A 21,207-nucleotide genomic window follows, 5' to 3' on the forward strand; every position below is an offset into this window, starting at 1 on the left:
TTTGGGAACTCTGTTAATGCTGTTGGTCTACGAACCGCCATTGTCGCCCTATCTGGATATTTTGTATCAGGATGAGCAGTTGCTCATTCTGAATAAACCCAGTGGTTTATTAACAGTGCCGGGGCGTTTGCCGGAGCACCAGGACAGCCTGGAGCTTAGGGTAAAAAGGGTGTTTCCAGAAGCGCGCATTGTGCACAGGCTGGATATGGCAACCTCAGGTTTGGTGGTGATGGCACTTGGCGCCGACAGTCAACGCCATCTGAACCTGCAGTTTGAGAAGCGCCAAACCGAAAAACACTATATAGCGCGCCTGGAAGGCAAAGTACCGGTGCATTGTGGTTCAGTCGAATTACCACTGATTTGTGACTGGCCAAACAGACCCAAACAAATGGTGTGTTTTAGCCGTGGTAAAAAAGCCCTGACCCACTTTGCCGTGCTGTCGCAGGATGAACACAGCAGCTTTGTGAAACTTATTCCGGTCACGGGACGTTCGCATCAGCTGCGGGTGCACATGCAGTGGCTCGGGCATCCTATTCTTGGGGATAAGTTTTATGCGTCTCAACAAGGACTTGCAGCGGCGTCTCGCTTGCAACTGCATGCTGCTTACCTGGCGTTTTACCATCCGTCAGATGGCCGTTGGTTGAGCTTTAGCTGTCCTTGCCCTTTTTAAGCTGGCACAACACAAAATTTAATTAACCTCAGATTCATCTTCAGCTGTTATGCTGCCGCCGCTTTCGCAACCTATTGCCACACAACTGAAATAATATTGAGTGAAATTTGTTTAATCCCAGCAAATCAAATAAAATTAGCCGGTTGGAAAAAACACCCCTTAAGGAGATACGGATGAAACTTAAAACTAGCGCAATTGCCATTTTGGCAGCTTTTCCCCTGATGTCGTTTGTAGCATCTGCGGCTCCAACTGCAGAACAGTTACAAGATCGGGCTTTTGGTTCTATATTCTGGGAATATTACACACCAGACAGCGACAAATCACGTTCTGCTGAATGGGAAGGTGCTGACAATGGTGACGGCATGGGTCTGCAACTGGGCTACCGCATCAACAAAGCATGGGCTATCCGTGCTGAATACGTACGTCAGGATCTGGAATCTGCATTAAGCGATCTGGATGTTGAAGGTAACCGTGTTGGTCTGGACCTGATGTATCACGTTGACAGCCTGCCAGTGTACGTTGTTGGTGGTGTGAAAAACTTCACTACTGGCCGCAGTGCTTCTGCAGCTAACATCGGTATCGGTGCAAACCTGTTTGCCACTGACGACCTGGCTGTATTTGTTGAAGCCAACCGTTATCAGGGTATCAGCAAATCATTTGCTGATGCCGGTGTTAAATTAGGCTTAAGCTACCACTTTGGTTCAGCTCCTGTTGCGGCGCCTGCGCCAGCTCCAGAGCCAGCTCCTGCTCCGGCACCAGTGATTGGTGATGCGGATCAGGACGGTGTAACTGATGATAAAGATCAGTGTGCTAACACACCAATCACTGACAAAGTAGACACTGTTGGTTGTTCAATTTTCACTGAACAGTCAGTCAGCATCGCACTGAACGCTCAGTTTGATAACGACTCTGCAGTAGTAAAAACTCAGTACCATGCTGATATCGAAAAACTGGCAAACTTCTTAAAACGTTTCCCAAATACTGACGTTGAAATTGGTGGCCACGCTTCTAACGTAGGTAAACCAGCTTACAACATGGCACTGTCACAACGTCGTGCTGACGCTATCGCTGCAGTACTGGTGAACGAGTTTGGTATCGCTTCTTCACGCGTAAAAGCTGTAGGTTATGGCGTGACTAAACCACGTGCTGCCGGTAACACAGCTGCAGCTCATGCTGTAAACCGTCGTATCGAAGCGACAGTGACTGCTTCTGTGAAAGAAGCTGTTCAGCGTTAATTGCTGATGTTTTGCTGAAAAAGCCGCCGCCTGGCGGCTTTTTTTTGCCGGAAAAACACCTTTCAGCAACAGGCTTCAGACAAAATGTGCACTGCGATTTAAGTTCTCTGCCAAAAGGCCGATACTCTTTTTAATCAGTCTTTTGCCGGAATGTTCAGATGTTAAAACCTTTGTTGTGTTGTGGCCTGCTGATGTTCAGCAGCATCACTCCAGCTGTTGATATGGCAGCCAGTGTGGAAAGCGCCCACAGCTTTGATTTACAAAGACAATTAGCAAGCAATGAATTTGAAACGCTCAAAGCCGGCGACATTACTTTTACCACTTTGTATAAACCGGCCATGACAGCTTTTACCAAAGGCACTGTGATTTTATTGCCTGACTGGTCACAACACGCCGCCAGCCCGCGGGCTATTAATATGCTGCGCCAACAACTGGTGGATTATGGTTGGGACACCCTGGCTGTGATGGTGCCAGATCCTTTGCCGCACCCTGATGCGGAAAACTTATTAACTTATCAAAATGAATTGTTGTTGCGACTGCAAGCCGCGATGGAAAAAGCCCAAAGCAAAACCGGCAGTGTGATAGTAGTGGCACAGGGCAGCAGTGGCGCCATCTTAAATCAGTTATATCAGAGCAGCGACGTGGCAAAACCCGACGGCCTGGTGCTGCTCAGTGCTTATCTGGCAGAGCCGGCTTTAAACGAAGCAGTGTCGCTGGCGTTGGCCAAACACAAAGTACCTACCCTCGATATTCAGCAACAAGATGACAATGCTTTTGTGCTGGCCAGCAGCACACTGCGGTTACAGCTGGTACGTAAACATATTAAAGAACTGTACCGGCAACGTATTTTGCCAGGCTCCATGGATGACCGTCATAACCAGCAGTGGTTATTCAGCGAAGTAAATGGCTGGCTGAGTTATCTGGGGTATTAGTCGGGAAAAAACGCCGCCATTTGCTGCTGCCCGGCCACCCGCCAAGCGTGAGGCGCAACCACGGCAGCACGCCAAACTGTTGGTGTGCGATCCCGCAGTTGCCCTGCAATAGCGGCATACCTTCAGCCCGGCCACCCGCCAAGCGGGAGGCGCAACCACGGCAGCACGCCAAACTGTTGGTGTGCGATCCCGCAGTTGCCCTGCAATAGCGGCATACCTTCAGCCCGGCCACCCGCCAAGCGGGAGGCGCAACCACGGCAGCTCGCCAAACTGTTGGCGTGCCGAGATCCCGCAGTTGCCCTGCAATAGCGGCATACCGTACATCCTGTACATAAAAAAAGGGCGCTTTGAGCGCCCCTTGTCAGCAATAAACAACACTTATTTTTTAAAACGTTCCACTAACTGATACAAAGATTCAGCGTTTCGTTCCAAATCACTGCTGACGGCTGCTGCCTGCTCGCTGTTGTGATAACTGTCACCGGCTAAATCAGCAATACGGCTGACCTGCCTGTTAATATCCTCGGAGACATGGGCTTGTTCTTCCACAGCAACCGCAATCTGATGGCCCATTTTGGCAATAATATTCACCGCATCCATAATGCCGTTGAGCATCTGTTCGGTTTCCTGCACCTTGGCAACCCCTAACTCTGTGGCATGTATACCTTCATTGGCCGCCGACACCGCCGCAGTGGCGCCACTTTGTAAATTATTAATAATTACCTGAATTTGTTTGGTCGATTCCTGAGTTCTTTGTGCCAAATGCCGCACCTCATCGGCCACCACCGCAAACCCCCTGCCCTGATCACCGGCTCTGGCAGCTTCAATGGCCGCATTGAGTGCCAATAAATTGGTTTGTTCAGCAATTTGCTGAATAATTTCGGCAGCCTGGGTAATGCTGGACGTTTGGGTCGCCAAATCTGTGACAGCTGTGGAGATGGCCTGCACAGTGCGTGCTAAGGCATTAATCGCTTCTTTGGTCTGCTGGGCCACTAGCTGACCCTGACAGGTCAGTTCATTGGCATTGGCGGCCTGATTCGAGGTCAGTTGCACATTCTGCGCAACCTCAGCAATGGTATGGGTCATCTGGTTCATTGCAGTGGCTGTCTGGTCAGTTTCCTGCTGCTGCGAGCTGATAGAACCCAAAGTTGCTTCTGAAAGCTCATGGGCTTGCGCTGATTCTTTTGAAGCCAATAAAGCAGCATCTTCCAGCCGGGTTAACACAGTGCGCAGATGAGCTGTTTCTGTCACCAGCGCCAGTTCCAGTTGCCCCCAACTATTAGATTTGCCGGTATAAACCTGACTGGCAATAGGACATAAAAACGGATTGCTCAGCTGGGCCTGCAATTGTTGTCTTGCACGCACTGTGCCTGCTCTTTCAAACCACAACATGGCAAAACTGCTGGCTGCTGCTGCAATACCGGCGCCGTATTGCCCTAACACGCTTGCCGCCATCACTGTCACCACTAATACGGCCGCTGCCCCAAGTGGCAAGCGGACTGCTTCCGGCAACAACTGACCCGCGGGTTGTTTACCCAGACTCATTTGCCGGTAAACTTGTTCAGCCCTTTGTACCTGCTCCAGCGTTGGTTTGACCCGGACAGATTCAAAACCCACCACCTGACCTTGTTGCAAAATGGGTGTGACATAAGCATTCACCCAATAATAATCGCCATTTTTACAACGGTTTTTCACTACGCCCATCCAGCATTTACCGGTTTTCAGGTAGTCCCACATGCCGGCAAAAACCGTTTCCGGCATATCCGGATGGCGCACCAGATTATGTGGCTGACCGATAAGCTCTTCACGGGTAAAACCGCTGACATCAACAAAAGCATCGTTACAATACTGAATATTTCCCCGCACATCAGTTGCAGAAATTAATCGTTGTTCAGCGGGAAAGGTTCGTTCTCTGGAAGTAACCGGCAGATTCTGGCGCATGGCAGGCAATCCTTTGTTAGACACACAAAAAGAAAATACCGGATTTCAATATTCGGTACTATGTACCGATAAATCTAGATCAACACCTTGTCATTGCAAGGAAAAAACTGATTAAAATTTAAACTGTTATCATACTAGTTACCAAAGCTGAACAACTGCCGTTTTCAGCGCCTGCATGTTAGGATCTGCAGTTGTTTGCAGCCATTTTTCTGAGGTATCCATGTTCCAGCCAAGTCCGGTGCTCAGCACCATTATTCTGCTGTTATTGAGTAATATTTTTATGACTTTTGCCTGGTATGGCCATCTGAAGCACTTGAAAGGCTCGGCGATTTACATCGCTATTCTGGTGTCCTGGGGCATTGCGTTTTTTGAATATATGTTGATGGTGCCTGCCAACCGGATTGGTTCACAGGTGCTGTCGCTGGCACAACTGAAGATATTGCAGGAAGTGATTACACTGTCGGTGTTTATTCCATTTGCGCTGTTTTATATGAAAGAGCCGTTTAAATGGAATTATGTGTATGCCGGCTTTTGTTTATTGGGCGCAGTGTATTTTATGTTTTATCACAAGAGTTAAAGCGGGCAGCGCAGCTTGATAAAGCCTGTATTTGACGTTTCATGTTGTGGATGGTGTTTTGCGGTCAGCAGCTCAAGGTTGCTGCCGGCAATAACCGGCAACCCAACTTAACTGCGGTGTTGCTTAATCATTTCATAAGCGGCCTGAATATCCTGAGTTTTGCGTTTGGCCAGTTCCAGCATTTCTGCCGGCAGGCCTTGCGACATCAGTTTATCCGGATGATGTTGCGCCATCTGTTTTTTGTAAGCTTTTTTCAACTCACTTTCGCTGCATTCCGACGTCACCCCCAACAACTGATAAGCGTCCTGCAAGGTATCGGCCTTGGCCGCTGTCTGGCGCGGTCTTTTGGCAAAACGGGCTTCCGCCTGATAACGCCCGAGCAGATATTGCAGTCTGCTGGCTGAAATTGACAAAGCGTCGGCCAGTTGCTGCAACAACCTCTCTTCCACAGCACTTAAATGCGCGTCCACATATGCGATGCTGATTTGGATTTCTAAAAACAGCTGCAATAAATCCGGACGCCAGCGGTAGCTTTGTTTTAACAAGGCCAGCTGCGTCAATAATGGAAAATCAGCAGCCTTACCTTCACGAAACGCCCGTTGTGCTTCCTGTTGCTGCCTGGTATTCAAGCCAAGCTGCTGCATAAAATCAGTGGCTTTATCAATATGGGCAGTGGTTACCACACCATCAGCTTTGGCCAGGTGCCCCATCACCGCAAAGGTGCTGTACATAAACACGCCCTGGGCTTCGCTGTTGTCTTTTTTTAGTGCGGCAAAACCGCCGGACGCTTCAAAAGAAGAACGCAAACTGCGGTCAAACCAATGACCAATCAGCAGACCCAATAACAAACCCGGCCACTTAAACAATGCCATACCAAACATAGCGCCCAGCAATTTACCCCACATTAGTTGTACTCCTGCGCGCTGCGAAACTCTTTGTCGGCCAGCGCCAACCGCTCAGGCGTACCAATATCTGCCCAAAAACCGCGATAAATGTCACCGCTGACCTGCGATTGAGCCATAGCCTGACGTAAAAATGGCGCCAGTTTTTGTTTGCCATCCGGCACATCTGCAAAAAACTCCGGCCGGTACAACCCTATACCACTGAAGGTAAATTGTTCCGTTCCCTGGCTTGTGACTTTTGCAGTTGCAAAGTCAAAACCAAAATCTCCCTGAGGATGTTGAGGTGGGTTGGGCACCAACACCAAATGCGCCAGCAGCTGAGCCGGCAGCACCTTTGTTAAGGCGGCAAAGTTAAAGTCGGTCAGCACATCACCGTTTACCACTAAAAACGGCTCAGCACCCAACAACGGCAATGCTTTTTTAATACCGCCAGCGGTCTCCAGCCCGGTTTCACCTTCAGCTGAATAGTGCAACCTGACACCAAACTGGCTGCCATCACCCAATTGCTGCTCTATTAAAGCACCTAACCAAGCGTGGTTAATGACAATATCGATAATGCCAGCTCGGGCTAAGGCTTCAATATGATGAACAATCAAAGGCTTACCAGCTACAGGTAACAAAGGTTTAGGCAAATGGTCGGTCAAAGGCCGCATCCGTTCGCCACGACCAGCTGCCAGAATCATGGCTCGCATGCGGTTACCTCAAAAAAACGCGGCAAAATTTTTGCCTGTAACAACGCAGAAAAATCAGCAAACTCCTGATACAAAGCGGCGGTATCGGCAACATAAGCCACGACTCTGGGTAAATCCGGCAAATAACCGGCTTTGCCATCGCGATGATACAACCTGGCAAAAATGCCACAAACTTTGATATGGCGTTGCAGCCCCATCCAGTCAAAACTTTGCGCAAAACGTGTTTTATTCCAGTCGGCGCCAAGCTCACCACTTTGTTGTAACTGAGTAAAAAAATCGTCCCGCAATTGCGCAACAACGGCATCGGGCCAACGTAAATAACAGTCTTTTAATAACGAAACAGCATCATAACTGACAGGCCCAAACACCATATCCTGAAAATCAATCACCGCCAGACTTTGATCCGGCAGCACCATCAGATTACGGGCATGATAATCGCGGTGCATACCTGCTTGCGGCTGTGCCAGCGCCGAATCAGCCAGCAGACTAAAAGTTTTCGCCAGCAGCTGTTGTTCGGCATCACTGAGTTCCAGCTGTAAATGCACCAGACAAAACCAATCAATAAACAGCTGCATTTCGCGTAATAAAAAAGCCTGATCAAAGACCGGCAAAGGTCCTTGTGCAGTAGCCCTGACCCGGCGCACCTGCGACAACAAGGCCAAAGCCTGCTGATACCGCTGCACTACAGTGTTATCGTTCAGCTCTGACAACAACAAAGAATCACCTAAATCTTCCAGCAGAATAAGTCCATTGGCTAAATCCTGCGCTACAACTGCCGGCACCCGGACTTCTTGTGCAACCAGCGCCTGCTGTACAGCAACAAAACGCGCACCGTCTTCCAGTGTCGGCGGAGCGTCCATCAGCACATAAGGCCGATTTTGCTGAATCACGCGAAAATAACGGCGGAAACTGGCGTCACCACTGAGCGGCAACAGCTGATAATCCTGCTTTGGCCAGACACTGGCTAAAAAACTACAAATAAAAGTCATGCGATCCGGCACTTTTTACTCCCAGCGGGTCAAAGAGCGCACTATATCCGATTAGCAACAACCATAAAATTGCTTTATCATGACCAACCTGCTGTTTTTGCAACGATGCAACTGCAGCAAGGCTTCTACTCTGAGACTGCGGGATGAAACGAACTTTATTAAATCAATGGATACTGCTGGCCATCAGTGGTGCTGCTGCGCCATGGTTTTCGCATGCGGCGACAGTACTGCAGTGTTATCCCAAACCCGAATTACCGCCCATTCTGGCCAGTCTTAATAAAAATGATGACCAGCTGCGCATCGATTCGGGCCGTGCACAACTTATTGGCAATCAGGTGGCTGAATTCAGCGACACTGTGCAGCTGACATATCGCGACACTTTATTAACAGCGCCAAGCGCCCGTTTTAGTAAACCTGAGCAGAGTATGTCAGCCGATGGCGGCATCAGTTATTACAGTTCAATGCTCAAAGTTAGTAGTAGCTCATTCAGCGCACGCCTGGCAGAAAACAAAGTTACTTTGCAGGATGCTGAATACCGCTTTTTAGGCCAGGCTGGCCGCGGTTATGCCGCACAAATGTCGGCCTCAGATCAGAACGTCGAGTTGCAGGAAGCGAGTTTCACCACTTGCCCGGATGGCGACAATGGCTGGGCATTGGAAGCAGAAAAAATTCAGATCAACGCCGATGATGGCTGGGGCGAAGCCTGGAATTCCTTTGTGAAAATCAAAGGCGTGCCTGTGTTATATCTGCCTTATATGACTTACCCTGTCAGCAACAAACGCAAAACAGGGGTGTTATTTCCCAATATCGGTAGTTCACAAAAACTCGGTTTAGATATCCAACTGCCGTATTATCTGAATCTGGCGGAAAACTACGACGCCACTTTAACCCCCAGATATATGAGCCAACGTGGCACCCAGCTCAATTCTGAATTCCGCTATCTGACAGAGGCCCACCGTGGTTCTTTGTATCTGGAATATCTGGATAAAGATCAGGAAAAAGCCGTCGATTTTGGTGCCCGTTATTTATCCCATATCAGCCATATTGCCGATTTTAGCGACCGCTGGCGCGCCAGTGTCGATTTTACCGATGTCAGTGATGATGCTTATTTAACTGAACTCGGCTCTGCCATCAATAACCAGAGTGATACCCAACTGTACCGTCAGGCCAATCTGAGTTATTACGGCGATTATGTGCATTCGGATATTCAGCTGCAAGGTTTTGAAATTCTCGGCAATTACAATAAAGCCTTCAGCGCTTTACCGCAGTGGGACTTCAGCTCTGCCAAAGCTTTGCCATTGGGCGACAAGCTGCAACTGCTGTGGGCCGGTCAATATGCCCATTTTGAAAATGATGACCTGTATAAGCGCAGCGCCGACCGGGTGCATCTGGAGCCAACGCTGCGGCTGCCTTATACCACTCCGGCACTGGAACTGGTGCTGGAAGGCAGTTTATTACATACCTATTATCAGCAAAAAACCACTGAACCCGGCATCTTGCTGGACGAGTCTGTACAACGCAGCATGCCCAAAGTCAGCTTGAACGGTAAACTGAATTTTGAACGGGAAACCCGCTGGTTCGGGCAGGATTCATTGCAAACGCTGGAACCCCAGCTGCAATATTTGTATATCCCTTTTCGCGACCAAAGCAATATTGAACTGTATGACACCGCCAGGTTACAGGACGACTATTCGGGTTTATTCCGCCAGAACCGTTATTCAGGCCTGGACCGCATTAATGATGCCAATCAGCTGACATTAGGCTGGACGACCAGGGTGTACGACGAGCAAGACACCGAACGTTTCAGGTTCAGCATGGGTCAGATTTTGTTTTTAGCTGATCCGAAGTCACCTGCATTAACAGATCCTGCAGGTCCAACAGGCGAACAACAAAGTGTCGCCGCCACTGAATCTATTTTTGCTGCCGAAACGCTGGTGCACTGGCGGCAAAACTGGTTTCTGAATGGCGGTGTGCAATATGATGCTGAAAATAAAAAAATGGTCAAAAGCAATGTCACCCTGGATTATCGCAGTGATGATAAAAAATTATTTCAATTGAACCATAGATACAGCCGTTATGTCTCAAACACCGAAATTGCCCAGCTGGGTGCTTTAGGGACAATGCCCATTGCTAACCAATGGCAAGCAGTGGCCAGTTACTACCGCGATATCAATAATGACCGGATGATTGAAGCCAATATAGGTTTGCAGTATGAGTCCTGTTGTTGGGCAATCCGGCTGGTCGCCCGCCGTCAGATTGAAACTAATCTGGAGCTGTTGGTGAATAATCCAAACAATCCGGTGAAACTGGACAGCGGCATTGCGTTACGTTTTGTGTTAAAAGGATTCGGTGATTCAGCCGGATTTGATGTGTCAGATATGTTGTCCAGCGGCATCTTCGGATATCGCCGCCCTTATTTACTTAATAATTAATGTGGAAATTTATGAAGTTACAAAAGTTGATTGCTGTTGCCGTAACAACCTGCTTCATGCTGAGCAGCCAGGCTGCCGAAACAAAAGTTGATGCAGTTGCTGCTGTCGTCAATAACGGCGTGGTGCTGGAGAGCGAAGTTGAGGATATGGTCGCGCGCGTAAAGAAAAACGCAGCGGCACAAAATCAGACTTTGCCTTCCGACCGCGCACTGCGCACCCAGGCACTGGAAAGGCTTATTCTGAACAACCTGCAGATGCAAATGGCCAAACGGATGGGGTTACAAATTACCGACCCTCAACTGGATGAAACCATTGAAAACATTGCCAAAGAGCAAAAAATGACTGTGACCCAGCTGCGTGCTCAGGTGGTGAAGGAAGAAGGCAGTTATGAATTGTTCCGTGAGCGTCTGCGTGAAGAAATCACCACAGGTGAAGTATTACGTGCCAACGTACAACGCCGTATTTATGTCAGCCCACAAGAAGTGGACACTGTACTGAAGTTGATGGAACAACAAGGCGGCAGCAATGAACAATACAATATCGGTCATATTCTGGTGGCATTGCCAAGTGAACCCAGCACCGAACAAATGAAAGAAGCCGAAGAAAAAGCTAATAAAGTGATGGAGTTGCTGCGCTCCGGCAGCGATTTCAAAAAAATAGCTATTGCCTCTTCTTCCGCTGAAACTGCGCTGGAAGGTGGTGATATGGGCTGGCAGAACATTAACGAGATGCCAACCTTATTTGCCGATCAGGTTCGTGGTAAAAAGAAAAAAGACCTGATTGGTCCGCTGCGCTCGGGCGCTGGTTTTCATATTCTGACTATTTTTGATATCAAAGGCGCCAATGTGGTGGAGTTTGAAGAAGTGAATGCCCGTCATGTCCTGATCAAACCGTCCATTATTGTCAGCGAAGAAAAAGCCAAAAATATGCTGGCCACTTTTGTAAAAGACTTTAAAGCTGGCAAAGCCGATTTTGCTGAATTTGCCAAAACTTATTCTGAAGATCCGGGTTCAAAACTCAAAGGTGGCGAACTGGGTTGGGCAGATCCGGCTAAATATGTTGTTGCTTTTCGCAATACGCTGGCCACGCTGAAAAAAGGCGAGATCAGTGAGCCTTTTGCCTCAGAGTTCGGTTGGCATATTATTCAGTTGCATGACCGTCGCACCGTAGACGCTACCGCTGAGAAAAAACGTGAACAAGCAGGCCGGTTAATTTTCAACCGTCGTTATAACGAAGAATCCAGTAATTTCCTGCGTGAATTGCGCGATCAGGCCTTTATTGAAATTCTGGCGGAAGCTGAATGACATTACGTATCGGTATCACACCCGGAGAACCTGCAGGTATAGGGCCGGATCTGGTGGTGCAACTGGCGCAGCAAAGCTGGCCGGTTGAACTGGTGGTTTGTGCCGATCCAGAAGTACTGACACAAAGGGCAGCCCAGCTTGGGTTGCCTCTAACCTTATTGCCTTATCAGAGTGAACAAGAGCCCAAACCCCAACAAGCTGGAACCTTAACCATCGCCGCTATTCATGCACCCCAGTCTGTAATTCCTGGCGTATTAAATGAAAACAATGGCCATTATGTGGTGGAAACCTTAAGTTTTGTTGGGGAAAAATCTATCAGTGGTGAATTTGCCGCCATAGTGACAGGCCCGGTGCACAAAGGCATTATTAATAAAGCTGGCATCCCCTTTAGCGGCCATACCGAATTTTTTGCTCATCAGTCCAATACACCTTATGTGGTGATGATGCTGGCAACCGAAGGTTTAAGAGTGGCCTTAGCTACCACCCATATTCCACTGGCTTATGTTGCCAAGGCCATTACCCGTGAAAGACTGACCCAGGTACTGCGTATCCTGCAGCAGGATTTACAGCAAAAATTTGCCATTGCCAAACCGCGCATTTATGTCTGTGGCCTGAATCCACATGCGGGTGAAGACGGACATCTGGGGCGCGAAGAAATTGATGTGATGATCCCAACCCTGAATGAGCTACGTGCCCAGGGCATGGATCTGGTTGGCCCTTTGCCGGCCGATACCTTGTTCCAGCCAAAGTACCTGGACAATGCCGATGCCGTGCTGGCGATGTATCATGATCAGGGTTTACCTGTTCTCAAATATAAAGGTTTTGGCCGCTCAGTAAATATCAGTCTGGGTTTGCCACTTATCCGAACTTCCGTCGATCATGGCACCGCGCTGGATTTAGCAGGCAGCGGTAAAGCCGACGCAGGCAGTATGCTGCATGCCCTTGATCAGGCGATATTTTTAGCGACTCAATCGAAACTATCTCATGAATGATAAAGTACATTTAGGCCATACGGCCCGTAAAAGATTTGGCCAGAACTTCCTGCATGATCCTGTGGTGATTGAACGTATTGTCAAAGCTATAGCGCCAAAACCTGGTGAACATCTGGTGGAAATTGGCCCTGGCCTTGGCGCATTAACTGAACCTGTGGCTGAAAAAGCCGGTCACTTAACAGTGGTGGAACTTGACCGTGATTTAGCCCAGCGTCTGCGTGAACATCCGGTACTTGCCAACAAGCTGACGATTCATCAGGGCGATGCGATGAAATTTGATTTCAGCACGCTGGTGCCTGATGGCGGCAAGCTGAAAATTTTTGGTAACTTGCCTTATAACATTTCCACCCCTTTGCTGTTTCATCTGTTTGAATTTACCAATCACATTGAAAACATGCACTTTATGCTGCAAAAAGAAGTAGTGGAGCGCATGACTGCAGGTCACGGCTCTAAAACTTATGGCCGTTTAAGTGTGATGACGCAATTTTTCTGTCATGCCATGCCGGTGGTTGAAGTGGGGCCTGGTGCTTTTAAACCAGCACCTAAGGTAGATTCTGCTGTGGTGCGGCTGATCCCGAAGAACGACAGCGAACGTGATGGAGTTCCGGTGACTGTGCTGAACCGGGTTTGTCTGGAAGCCTTTAACCAACGCCGTAAAACTTTGCGTAATTGTTTTAGCAATTTTGCCACAGCCGAACAAATAGAAGCTTTGGGTATAGATCCGTCATTGCGGCCGGAACAACTACCGGTCAGTGAATTTATCCGTATTGCTAAGTGGTTATCACAACAACCGGATGTAAAAAATGACTGAGCAGTATTCAATCCCGATTCAGGTCGAAACTTTTTACATTGAAAATCAGTCGGATGAAAAAGCAAACCGCTATGTGTTTGCTTATACCATCAATATCCGCAACAACAGCCTGGTGACAGTACAGTTATTGCGCCGTTATTGGTCTATCACAGACGCCAATGGCAAAAACTCTGAAGTTTATGGTGATGGTGTTGTTGGTGAACAACCTCAACTGGCGCCGGGCAGCAGCTACAGCTACACCAGCGGTGCAGTACTGGAAACTCCGGTTGGTACTATGCAGGGGCATTATGAAATGAAAACCGAATCAGGTGAGATGTTTAATGCACCTATTCCGGTATTCCGGCTGGCCATCCCAAATATTCTGAACTGACAATGCCAAGATATGTGATTGGAGATGTGCAGGGCTGCTTTGACCAATTGCAGCAACTGCTCACAAAGATCAATTTTAAACCCGACCGTGATCAGCTCTGGTTTTGTGGTGACTTAATTGCCCGTGGCCCACAATCGCTGCAAACCTTAAGGTTTGTGCGTGATTTGGCAGATAACGCCATCACGGTACTTGGTAACCACGACTTAAACTTTCTGGCGTCCTTGCACGGTTATGGCAAAATTACTGCCGCCGATCAGCTGCAAGAACTACAGCAGGCCCCGGATAAACATCAACTGGCAGATTGGCTGCTACAACAACCGCTGATCCACTATAATGCCAGCGAAAATTTAATGCTGGTACATGCCGGGCTCGCGCCTGGCTGGAGTCTGGTAACAGCATTAGAGGCCGCAGCTGACGTTTGTCAAAGTCTGCTACAGGACGCCCCTTCAGTATTTAGCCAGATGTATGGCAATCAACCCGATTTATGGCAGGATGCCGACACCAAAGCGGCAAGATGGCGATTTACCATCAATAGTTGTACCCGAATGCGTTATTGTCTGGCAGATGGCCGGCTGGAATTAAAAGAAAAAGGCGAAGTCTCGGCAAATCCGGATTTGATCCCCTGGTTCGAGTTTTGGCGTGACAAGCAGCACCCAACCATTTTTTTTGGTCATTGGGCTGCACTACAGGGAATATGCGATGTGGAGGCCATCCACGCGCTTGACACAGGTTGTGTCTGGGGTAATTCTTTGACGGCCTATTGTATTGAATCGCAACGGCGTTATAGTGTAGTTGGATATAAAAAACAACTATAATACAGTCGTTTTCCGAAAGACAAATTGGTCGTCAGGCCAGGCCGCCGCAGATTTGCGCGACTAATTTAAAACCCGTTGGGAGTTCCATATGAAGTTAACTGTAGCACTGCGTATTGTGGGTGGCTTTGGTGTTATTTCACTGCTGTTGTTATTCATCGGTATCACGTCTTATATAAGTCTGAGCAATATTAGTGATTCAACCAGTCAGGTAAACACCATTTCTATTCCTGCGCTTGAAAACAGTGCAACCTTACAGAGTGAATTTGTAAAAATGAGCAAAGTAAGCCTGCAGGCTTATTACGCTGATGAAGTGAAAAATGTTTCTACTCTGGAAGGTCAGTTCCAGTCCGAAAAAGCCATGTACGATGCAGCTGCAAAATCTCTGCAGTCTGTGGTGGCAGCAGAACAAGAACTGGCAGCCAGCTTTAAACAAGTTAATGCTGCATATGAGCAGTTTATTCCAACCAGTAACGAGCTTTTCGCCGCGTTAAAAAAGAGCCTGACCTTAAGAGATCAGATGGACAATAAGCTGTCAGATCTGGAAGGTAACTCCGACGACGCAGCATCATTAATTCTTGATTTTACAGACATTCGCAGTGCAAGTAGCAGGTTCCCAAAATCTTATGCAGCCGCATCAGAGATGGAAACAAGCTTAAACTCTCTGGTGTCTACAGTGGTTGATCTCATTCGCACCAACACACCAACCACCAGCGAAACTTTGAGCAATGAAATTAAAAACCGCATGAGCGATATCGCCGGCAAAATGACGGTGATCAAAGACGAAGCTGGTGAATCAGTTGAAATGGTGGCAGATCTGGAAGAAAAAATTACTGCTATCAATGACCTGCTCAATTCAGCTGACGGCATCCTGGCACTGAAACAACAACGGCTTGCCGCCACTGCTTCTGCACAAAAAATGCTGACTACAGCAGAACAACAAACCACAGATGCAGTTTCTGCATTGAATCAGTTATTAAGCAAAGCCCGCAGCGCTGCAGGCGAAATTCAGCAGGAAGCTGAATCAGGTGTCAGTAATGCTGTGGTACTGATTTTTATCGTGGTACTGGTTTCAATCGTATTGGCTGTGGGTATTGCACTGTTAACGGTACGCAGCATCACTACGCCACTGGCTAAAGTAAATGAAATTTTAGGTGTGGTCGCTTCGGGTGACCTGACGAAAAAACTGGATGATTCGGCGTCCGATGAATTCGGCGAGCTGGCAAGAAACTGTAATCAGGTGATCAGTAATCTGCGTCAGTTAATTCAGGGTATTATTTCACGTTCTACCCAGCTGGCAGCGGCGTCAGAACAGACTTCGGCTATCACTGTACAGTCGACTCAGGCGATTCGTGAGCAGAAATCTCAGGTCACTCAGGCAGCAACAGCGACCACTGAAATGAGCAGCACCTCACAAGGTGTGATGCAAAGCTCAAGCGACGCTCTGGCTGAAATTAAACATGCCGACAGTGAAGCTGAGCGGGTAAAAGGTATTTCCAATACCAACAAACAGACCATTCTGCAGTTATCACAGGAAGTTGAACAAGCTTCTAAAGTGATCAACAAGCTACACCAGGACAGCGCTTCTATCGGTAGCATCCTTGATGTAATTCGCGGCATCGCTGAACAAACAAACCTGCTGGCATTAAACGCAGCCATTGAAGCGGCGCGCGCCGGTGAACAGGGACGTGGTTTTGCTGTTGTTGCCGATGAAGTTCGTTCACTGGCCAGTAAAACCCAATCTTCAACGCAGGAAATTCAGGCGATGATCCAGGTATTACAATCTGGGGCTCATGCTGCGGTTGAAGCCATGAACAAAGGCCGTCGTCAGGCGGAAAACTGTGTCACACAAACTGAAGTTGCCGCTGAAGCTCTGGACTCCATTACCCATGCGGTGCATTTGGCGCATGATATGAGCGAACAGATTTCCCACGCCGCCCGTGAGCAGAATCAGGTTTCACATGAAATCAGTAAGCTGCTGGAATCTATCGTAAATATCGCTGAAGAAACAGCCTCAGGTGCAGAGCAAACTTCGGATTCAAGTCACGAAGTAGCTCGTCTGGCGGAAGAATTACGCCAGTCTGTAGACCAGTTTAAAGTTTGATAAAACTGCATAGAAAAAAGGAGCTCACTGAGCTCCTTTTTTATTGCCTGTGACCCGTCCTGAATAATGGTGGCACTGCGGGCTTATTTGCTTTAGCAATACATCCGGGACTGGCATAAACACAACCCAGGTACCAGTAACCCTATAACGACGAGCTTGTTTTACCAGCGAGCAGGTTATTGTGACACCACCAATGCCACTTAATTTATACGCAAAAAAAACCGCTTAACAGCGGTTTTTTTAACTCAATTATTCACCGCCACCGGCGCGTTCTTTTAATACCGCAATCAGCGGTGAGCCTGCATGGTTCGACTCGGCCCAGGCAATGTCACCAGAAGCCGTAATTTGTGCTGCTGGAAGCTGTTTAATAATAAACTCCCCCGCCCCTGCCGCATTGTTTTTTACTGCATGGCGGATCATCGAGTTGCCATCACACATCACACCATCATATATATTGCGCAAACGCAGACGGTTTTCACTTAACAATTTACGAAAACGGTTTTTATCATCTGCTTTGACATAATCACACATGGATGCCGCCAGCTGCTGGTCGGCGTAAGCTGCAGGAGTAACCACGAACAGACCAGTTAACAGCGAACCGCATAACATCGCTGGTAATACTTTCATAGACGACCTCTCAGACTGTTGGGATCAAGAACCGACTAATAGTAGCAACATGTTATAAGCTGTGCAATCCACCAGCAACTCAGGAGCTTTTTTCAACTAACACAAAGCGATACGAATAAGGATTCTGTCCATCAGCCTGATGTTGTTCTGTTGAAATGACCTGCCAGCCCGGCTCACTCTGATAGTCAGGGAAAAATGCATCCCCTGTAGTTTCCAGATCAATATGTGTCAGATAAAGCCGGTTAGCCCGCGCTAACATCTGCCGGTATAACTGAGCGCCACCGATGATCATCACTTCCGGCTCATCGGCGACTAACGCCAGCGCAGCTTCCACTGAATCAACCCAGTCGGCCGTAAAGCCTGCAGGCGCAGTCTGACGGCTGATAATGATATTACGGCGGCCCGGCAACAACCTGCCGATAGAATCGTAAGTTTTACGCCCCATAATAACCGGCTTACCCAACGTAACTTTTTTAAAGTGCGCTAAATCTGCCGGCATATGCCAGGGCATCTGATTGTTAAGGCCAATCACATTTTGATTGGCCATAGCTGCAACCAGAGCTATTTTCATGCAGTTTCCTTAACGGCGGTAAATAACTTCAACATCATAATCATCTTCATCAAAATCATCGTCATCATCCAAATCGTCCGATAAATCCATCACTTGCTCATGGTAATCGTCCCATTTGAACTGCACCGGATCAAGTAACTGCTCGGTCGGTTGTTCTTTTGGTAATACATCTAAATAAGACTGGATGTCCTGACACATTTTTTCGGTGTTGGTGCGGGAAGCGGCTGAAACAGTGTAAACAGGACCATCCCACTGAATAGTATCAATAACACGCTGTTTAATTTCTTCCAGTTCGTCTTCAAGTACCAAATCAATCTTGTTAAAGACCAGCCAACGTGGCTTATGAGCCAGTTTGTCGCTGTATTTTGCCAGTTCCTGAATAATCACCTGGGCATTTTCTGCCGGATCTGAACCATCTGCTGGCAACACATCAACCATATGCAACAATAAACCACAACGCTCGAGGTGCTTCAGGAACTGAATACCAAGGCCAGCACCTTCGGATGCGCCTTCAATCAAACCTGGAATATCTGCAATTACAAAAGACTTACTGCTTTCGGTGCGCACTACACCCAGATTTGGCACTAAAGTGGTGAAAGGATAATCAGCAACTTTAGGTTTGGCAGATGAAACAGCACGTATAAAAGTAGACTTACCGGCATTAGGCAAACCCAGCATACCAACATCAGCTAAAAGCAGCAGTTCTAAGCGCAGGTTACGTACTTCACCTGGTGTACCATTGGTCTTTTTCCGCGGGGTACGGTTGGTGCTGCTGGCAAAACGGGCATTGCCCAAACCATGCCAGCCACCTTTGGCAACCATCAGTTTTTGGCCATTTTGCGTCAGATCACCTAAAGATTCGTTAGTGTCGATATCCACAGCACGGGTACCCACAGGCACACGCAACACCATATCTTCACCTCTTTTACCGGTGCAGTTGGTGCTCATACCATTTTGGCCGCGAGGGGCAATATGAATTTTTTCGAACTGATAATCTACCAGCGTATTAAGGTTACTATCTGCCAGTAAATAGACGTCGCCGCCATCCCCGCCGTCACCGCCGTTTGGACCGCCTTTTGAGACAAATTTTTCCCGGCGGAAACTGATAATACCGTTGCCACCATCACCGGCTTCGACGCGGATCACCGCTTCATCTACGAATTTCATCTGCAATATCCTGCTGTTGTTGCTAGCGGTTTAGTATAAACCGAATGCGCAGAATCGGCTAAATGAGCTGGATTACTGCGCTATACCAGTGCATCACTGGAAAACTATGGCCCGACAATAATGCTATATCAGCGCCATACTGACTTATCTGAACATCAAACTTCCTGAAACAAGCAAACCAAGCTTGTTTTGTTTCTGTGTCAGCCCACAGGCTTTCACGTAAAAAAAACCCCGCACTGGGCGGGGCTTTTTCCGGAAACTTTCGGATTATTCGCTGACAATGCTCACGAACTTACGATTGTGTTCACCTTTCACTTCAAACTTAACTTTACCGTCAGTTAAAGCGAATAATGTGTGGTCTTTACCGATACCAACGTTTGAACCAGCGTGGAACTTAGTACCACGTTGACGCACGATGATGTTACCGGCTAATACTGACTCGCCGCCGAAACGCTTAACACCTAAGCGTTTCGCTTCTGAATCACGACCGTTACGTGTACTACCTACACCTTTTTTACTTGCCATGAGTCGTTACTCCTGAAATTAAGCGCTGATGCCAGTAATTTTCACTTCAGTAAACCACTGACGATGGCCAGCTTGTTTACGGTAGTGCTTACGACGACGGAATTTGACGATTTTAACTTTATCGCCACGGTCATGATCGACCACTTCCGCAGTTACTTTACTGCCTTCAACTAAAGGAGTACCGATTTTGACTTCTTCGCCATTGACAATCATCAACGCAGCGAATTCAACGGTTGCACCCTTTTCTAAGTCCAGTTTTTCTAGACGAAGGGTTTGGCCTTCAGTCACACGGTGCTGTTTGCCACCACTTTGGAAAACCGCGTACATAGTTAACTCCGTACAGATCACGCCAGCCACATAAGGGGCGTGTTAATTATATTCACAGGGCGCGAATTGTACGCAATTTCCCCTACCCTCGCAAGAGGAAAACTGAAAAAGATCAGCACTTCACAAAATGTGAGACTTTTAGTTTTGCCAATATAGCTCTTGGTGTAGAATCGGGGCACTTTAACCGTTGGTGCAGTTATTCAGAATGACGCTCGATGAAATCAAGCTGTTAAGTCAAAACGACATGACAGCAGTCAACCAGCACATCTTCTCTCAGCTCAGTTCAGATGTCGCTTTAATCAATCAACTTGGCATCTATATAGTCAATAGTGGCGGCAAGAGATTGCGTCCGCTGCTGGCCGTGCTGGCCGCCCGTGCTTTGGGTTACCAGGGGCAGCAACATGTGACGCTTGCCACTATTATTGAATTTATTCACACCGCCACCTTATTGCATGATGACGTCGTTGATGAATCGATGTTGCGTCGTGGCAAAGAAACGGCAAATGCTGTTTTTGGCAATCAGGCCAGTGTACTGGTGGGCGATTTCCTTTATACCCGCTCTTTCCAGCTGATGGTGTCACTTGGCAGAATGCGTGTAATGGAAATCCTCGCTGATGCTACCAACATCATTGCTGAAGGCGAAGTATTGCAGTTGATGAATGTCAACGACCCTGATACCACCGAAGAAAGTTATATGCAGGTTATTTATTGCAAAACAGCCAAACTGTTTGAAGCGGCAACCCAACTGGCGGCTGTTTTATCAGATCAGGAAGAACATGTTGTAGACGCTATGAAAGCATATGGCATGCACTTAGGCACTGCATTCCAGCTGATTGACGATGTGCTGGATTATCAGGCCAACGTTGATGAGCTGGGCAAAAATATCGGTGACGACCTTGCTGAAGGTAAACCAACGTTACCGCTGATTCATGCACTGAAACATGGTACCAATGCCCAACAGGCACTTATTCGTGAAGCCATTGTTGAAAGTAATGGTTTAAGCAAGCTGGCTGAGATTATGGCAGCGCTGGAACAAACCCAGGCTTTTGAATACACACGCAATATCGCCGAACAGGAAGCGCAAAAGGCACGTGATGCTATCGCTTTCCTGGCTGATTCGCCTTATAAAAATGCTTTGCTCGCATTGGCTGACATGGCGGTAGACCGCAATCACTAAATTGTTTAGCAGATTCACTCCATGCACTCAGGCAGAGAATAGATGTGCATCTG

21 protein-coding genes are annotated in these 21,207 nt (G+C 47.9%); 12 read left to right on the top strand and 9 right to left on the bottom strand.

Features of this window, described 5'->3' with window-relative positions; all coding sequences use genetic code 11:
* Nucleotide 1 precedes the first annotated feature (1 nt).
* The 3 genes from RCH83_RS16800 (at nucleotide 2) to RCH83_RS16810 (ending at nucleotide 2,837) form a co-directional block, all read left to right on the top strand.
* Entirely contained in the window at nucleotides 2-670 is a 669-nt protein-coding gene (locus RCH83_RS16800) for a pseudouridine synthase (RefSeq protein WP_373689812.1), read from the top strand.
* Nucleotides 671-843: 173 nt separating this feature from the next.
* Nucleotides 844-1,905: an OmpA family protein gene (locus RCH83_RS16805; protein WP_306523939.1), complete on the top strand. Its 1,062-nt coding sequence runs from the start codon at nucleotides 844-846 to the stop codon at nucleotides 1,903-1,905.
* A 158-nt stretch (nucleotides 1,906-2,063) separates the two neighbouring features.
* Complete coding sequence (locus tag RCH83_RS16810) at nucleotides 2,064-2,837, top strand: DUF3530 family protein (protein ID WP_306523940.1); 774 nt, start codon at nucleotides 2,064-2,066, stop codon at nucleotides 2,835-2,837.
* A gap of 378 nt (nucleotides 2,838-3,215) precedes the next feature.
* On the opposite strand, the gene RCH83_RS16815 is transcribed toward RCH83_RS16810, so the two are convergent.
* Nucleotides 3,216-4,775: a PAS domain-containing methyl-accepting chemotaxis protein gene (locus RCH83_RS16815; RefSeq protein WP_306523941.1), complete on the bottom strand. Its 1,560-nt coding sequence runs from the start codon at nucleotides 4,773-4,775 to the stop codon at nucleotides 3,216-3,218.
* A 220-nt stretch (nucleotides 4,776-4,995) separates the two neighbouring features.
* On the opposite strand from RCH83_RS16815, the gene RCH83_RS16820 reads away from it, so the two are divergent.
* Nucleotides 4,996-5,352: a DMT family protein gene (locus RCH83_RS16820; RefSeq protein WP_306523942.1), complete on the top strand. Its 357-nt coding sequence runs from the start codon at nucleotides 4,996-4,998 to the stop codon at nucleotides 5,350-5,352.
* A gap of 107 nt (nucleotides 5,353-5,459) precedes the next feature.
* Here the strand turns inward: RCH83_RS16820 and djlA are convergent, their stop codons facing one another.
* The 3 genes from djlA to RCH83_RS16835 are packed head-to-tail and all read right to left on the bottom strand — an operon-like array spanning nucleotide 5,460 to nucleotide 7,947.
* Entirely contained in the window at nucleotides 5,460-6,257 is a 798-nt protein-coding gene (gene djlA / locus RCH83_RS16825) for a co-chaperone DjlA (RefSeq protein WP_306523943.1), read from the bottom strand.
* Nucleotides 6,257-6,946, bottom strand: coding sequence for an N-acetylmuramate alpha-1-phosphate uridylyltransferase MurU (gene murU / locus RCH83_RS16830; RefSeq protein WP_306523944.1), 690 nt, complete (start codon nucleotides 6,944-6,946; stop codon nucleotides 6,257-6,259). The genes djlA and murU overlap by 1 nt, the downstream gene beginning before the upstream one ends.
* Nucleotides 6,934-7,947, bottom strand: a complete 1,014-nt coding sequence (locus RCH83_RS16835; RefSeq protein WP_306523945.1) for an aminoglycoside phosphotransferase family protein — start codon at nucleotides 7,945-7,947, stop codon at nucleotides 6,934-6,936. Before RCH83_RS16835 ends, murU begins: the two co-directional genes overlap by 13 nt.
* A 131-nt stretch (nucleotides 7,948-8,078) precedes the next feature.
* Between RCH83_RS16835 and lptD the strand changes: the two genes are divergently transcribed.
* The 7 genes from lptD (at nucleotide 8,079) to RCH83_RS16870 (ending at nucleotide 16,760) form a co-directional block, all read left to right on the top strand.
* Entirely contained in the window at nucleotides 8,079-10,367 is a 2,289-nt protein-coding gene (gene lptD / locus RCH83_RS16840) for an LPS assembly protein LptD (RefSeq protein ID WP_306523946.1), read from the top strand.
* 11 nt (nucleotides 10,368-10,378) lie between these two features.
* Nucleotides 10,379-11,671, top strand: coding sequence for a peptidylprolyl isomerase SurA (gene surA / locus RCH83_RS16845; RefSeq protein WP_306523947.1), 1,293 nt, complete (start codon nucleotides 10,379-10,381; stop codon nucleotides 11,669-11,671).
* Nucleotides 11,668-12,663 (top strand): 4-hydroxythreonine-4-phosphate dehydrogenase PdxA, encoded by a 996-nt coding sequence (gene pdxA, locus RCH83_RS16850; protein ID WP_306523948.1) that lies wholly within the window; start codon nucleotides 11,668-11,670, stop codon nucleotides 12,661-12,663. Before surA ends, pdxA begins: the two co-directional genes overlap by 4 nt.
* Entirely contained in the window at nucleotides 12,656-13,474 is an 819-nt protein-coding gene (rsmA, locus tag RCH83_RS16855; RefSeq protein ID WP_306523949.1) for a 16S rRNA (adenine(1518)-N(6)/adenine(1519)-N(6))-dimethyltransferase RsmA, read from the top strand. The genes pdxA and rsmA overlap by 8 nt, the downstream gene beginning before the upstream one ends.
* On the top strand, nucleotides 13,467-13,844 hold the full coding sequence (gene apaG, locus RCH83_RS16860; RefSeq protein ID WP_306523950.1) for a Co2+/Mg2+ efflux protein ApaG: 378 nt from the start codon (nucleotides 13,467-13,469) through the stop codon (nucleotides 13,842-13,844). The genes rsmA and apaG overlap by 8 nt, the downstream gene beginning before the upstream one ends.
* A gap of 2 nt (nucleotides 13,845-13,846) precedes the next feature.
* Nucleotides 13,847-14,659, top strand: a complete 813-nt coding sequence (locus tag RCH83_RS16865) for a symmetrical bis(5'-nucleosyl)-tetraphosphatase (RefSeq protein WP_306523951.1) — start codon at nucleotides 13,847-13,849, stop codon at nucleotides 14,657-14,659.
* An 88-nt stretch (nucleotides 14,660-14,747) separates the two neighbouring features.
* On the top strand, nucleotides 14,748-16,760 hold the full coding sequence (locus tag RCH83_RS16870) for a methyl-accepting chemotaxis protein (RefSeq protein WP_306523952.1): 2,013 nt from the start codon (nucleotides 14,748-14,750) through the stop codon (nucleotides 16,758-16,760).
* 249 nt (nucleotides 16,761-17,009) lie between these two features.
* Here the strand turns inward: RCH83_RS16870 and RCH83_RS16875 are convergent, their stop codons facing one another.
* The 5 genes from RCH83_RS16875 to rplU all read right to left on the bottom strand — a co-directional run bounded on the left by RCH83_RS16875 (nucleotide 17,010) and on the right by rplU (nucleotide 19,977).
* Entirely contained in the window at nucleotides 17,010-17,387 is a 378-nt protein-coding gene (locus RCH83_RS16875; protein ID WP_306523953.1) for a DUF3718 domain-containing protein, read from the bottom strand.
* 79 nt (nucleotides 17,388-17,466) lie between these two features.
* Nucleotides 17,467-17,958, bottom strand: coding sequence for a type 3 dihydrofolate reductase (folA, locus tag RCH83_RS16880; RefSeq protein ID WP_306523954.1), 492 nt, complete (start codon nucleotides 17,956-17,958; stop codon nucleotides 17,467-17,469).
* Between the two features lie 9 nt (nucleotides 17,959-17,967).
* Complete coding sequence (cgtA, locus tag RCH83_RS16885; protein WP_306523955.1) at nucleotides 17,968-19,125, bottom strand: Obg family GTPase CgtA; 1,158 nt, start codon at nucleotides 19,123-19,125, stop codon at nucleotides 17,968-17,970.
* A gap of 267 nt (nucleotides 19,126-19,392) precedes the next feature.
* Nucleotides 19,393-19,650, bottom strand: coding sequence for a 50S ribosomal protein L27 (gene rpmA, locus RCH83_RS16890; RefSeq protein WP_008609266.1), 258 nt, complete (start codon nucleotides 19,648-19,650; stop codon nucleotides 19,393-19,395).
* A gap of 18 nt (nucleotides 19,651-19,668) precedes the next feature.
* The gene (rplU, locus tag RCH83_RS16895) at nucleotides 19,669-19,977 is read right to left on the bottom strand and encodes a 50S ribosomal protein L21 (protein WP_306523956.1); all 309 of its coding nucleotides are present in this window, start codon (nucleotides 19,975-19,977) and stop codon (nucleotides 19,669-19,671) included.
* Nucleotides 19,978-20,182: 205 nt separating this feature from the next.
* Here rplU and ispB point away from each other — a divergent pair, with 205 nt between their 5' ends.
* Nucleotides 20,183-21,154 carry an octaprenyl diphosphate synthase gene (gene ispB / locus RCH83_RS16900; RefSeq protein WP_306523957.1) on the top strand — a complete coding sequence of 324 codons (972 nt, stop codon included), beginning with the start codon at nucleotides 20,183-20,185 and terminating at the stop codon, nucleotides 21,152-21,154.
* The last annotated feature ends 53 nt before the right edge of the window (nucleotides 21,155-21,207 follow it).

This window comes from Rheinheimera sp. (assembly GCF_030824435.1).
GTDB lineage: Bacteria > Pseudomonadota > Gammaproteobacteria > Enterobacterales > Alteromonadaceae > Pararheinheimera.

What these genes read in the sequence shown, in the direction of transcription:
- rpmA (WP_008609266.1), bottom strand. Translation starts at nt 19,650, where the DNA reads ATGGCAAGTAAAAAAGGTGTAGGTAGTACACGTAACGGTCGTGATTCA.
- RCH83_RS16805 (WP_306523939.1), top strand. Translation starts at nt 844, where the DNA reads ATGAAACTTAAAACTAGCGCAATTGCCATTTTGGCAGCTTTTCCCCTG.
- RCH83_RS16820 (WP_306523942.1), top strand. Translation starts at nt 4,996, where the DNA reads ATGTTCCAGCCAAGTCCGGTGCTCAGCACCATTATTCTGCTGTTATTG.
- murU (WP_306523944.1), bottom strand. Translation starts at nt 6,946, where the DNA reads ATGCGAGCCATGATTCTGGCAGCTGGTCGTGGCGAACGGATGCGGCCT.
- lptD (WP_306523946.1), top strand. Translation starts at nt 8,079, where the DNA reads ATGAAACGAACTTTATTAAATCAATGGATACTGCTGGCCATCAGTGGT.
- apaG (WP_306523950.1), top strand. Translation starts at nt 13,467, where the DNA reads ATGACTGAGCAGTATTCAATCCCGATTCAGGTCGAAACTTTTTACATT.
- RCH83_RS16810 (WP_306523940.1), top strand. Translation starts at nt 2,064, where the DNA reads ATGTTAAAACCTTTGTTGTGTTGTGGCCTGCTGATGTTCAGCAGCATC.
- cgtA (WP_306523955.1), bottom strand. Translation starts at nt 19,125, where the DNA reads ATGAAATTCGTAGATGAAGCGGTGATCCGCGTCGAAGCCGGTGATGGT.
- RCH83_RS16875 (WP_306523953.1), bottom strand. Translation starts at nt 17,387, where the DNA reads ATGAAAGTATTACCAGCGATGTTATGCGGTTCGCTGTTAACTGGTCTG.
- pdxA (WP_306523948.1), top strand. Translation starts at nt 11,668, where the DNA reads ATGACATTACGTATCGGTATCACACCCGGAGAACCTGCAGGTATAGGG.
- ispB (WP_306523957.1), top strand. Translation starts at nt 20,183, where the DNA reads ATGACGCTCGATGAAATCAAGCTGTTAAGTCAAAACGACATGACAGCA.
- folA (WP_306523954.1), bottom strand. Translation starts at nt 17,958, where the DNA reads ATGAAAATAGCTCTGGTTGCAGCTATGGCCAATCAAAATGTGATTGGC.
- surA (WP_306523947.1), top strand. Translation starts at nt 10,379, where the DNA reads ATGAAGTTACAAAAGTTGATTGCTGTTGCCGTAACAACCTGCTTCATG.
- rsmA (WP_306523949.1), top strand. Translation starts at nt 12,656, where the DNA reads ATGAATGATAAAGTACATTTAGGCCATACGGCCCGTAAAAGATTTGGC.
- rplU (WP_306523956.1), bottom strand. Translation starts at nt 19,977, where the DNA reads ATGTACGCGGTTTTCCAAAGTGGTGGCAAACAGCACCGTGTGACTGAA.
- RCH83_RS16865 (WP_306523951.1), top strand. Translation starts at nt 13,847, where the DNA reads ATGCCAAGATATGTGATTGGAGATGTGCAGGGCTGCTTTGACCAATTG.
- RCH83_RS16870 (WP_306523952.1), top strand. Translation starts at nt 14,748, where the DNA reads ATGAAGTTAACTGTAGCACTGCGTATTGTGGGTGGCTTTGGTGTTATT.
- RCH83_RS16815 (WP_306523941.1), bottom strand. Translation starts at nt 4,775, where the DNA reads ATGCGCCAGAATCTGCCGGTTACTTCCAGAGAACGAACCTTTCCCGCT.
- djlA (WP_306523943.1), bottom strand. Translation starts at nt 6,257, where the DNA reads ATGTGGGGTAAATTGCTGGGCGCTATGTTTGGTATGGCATTGTTTAAG.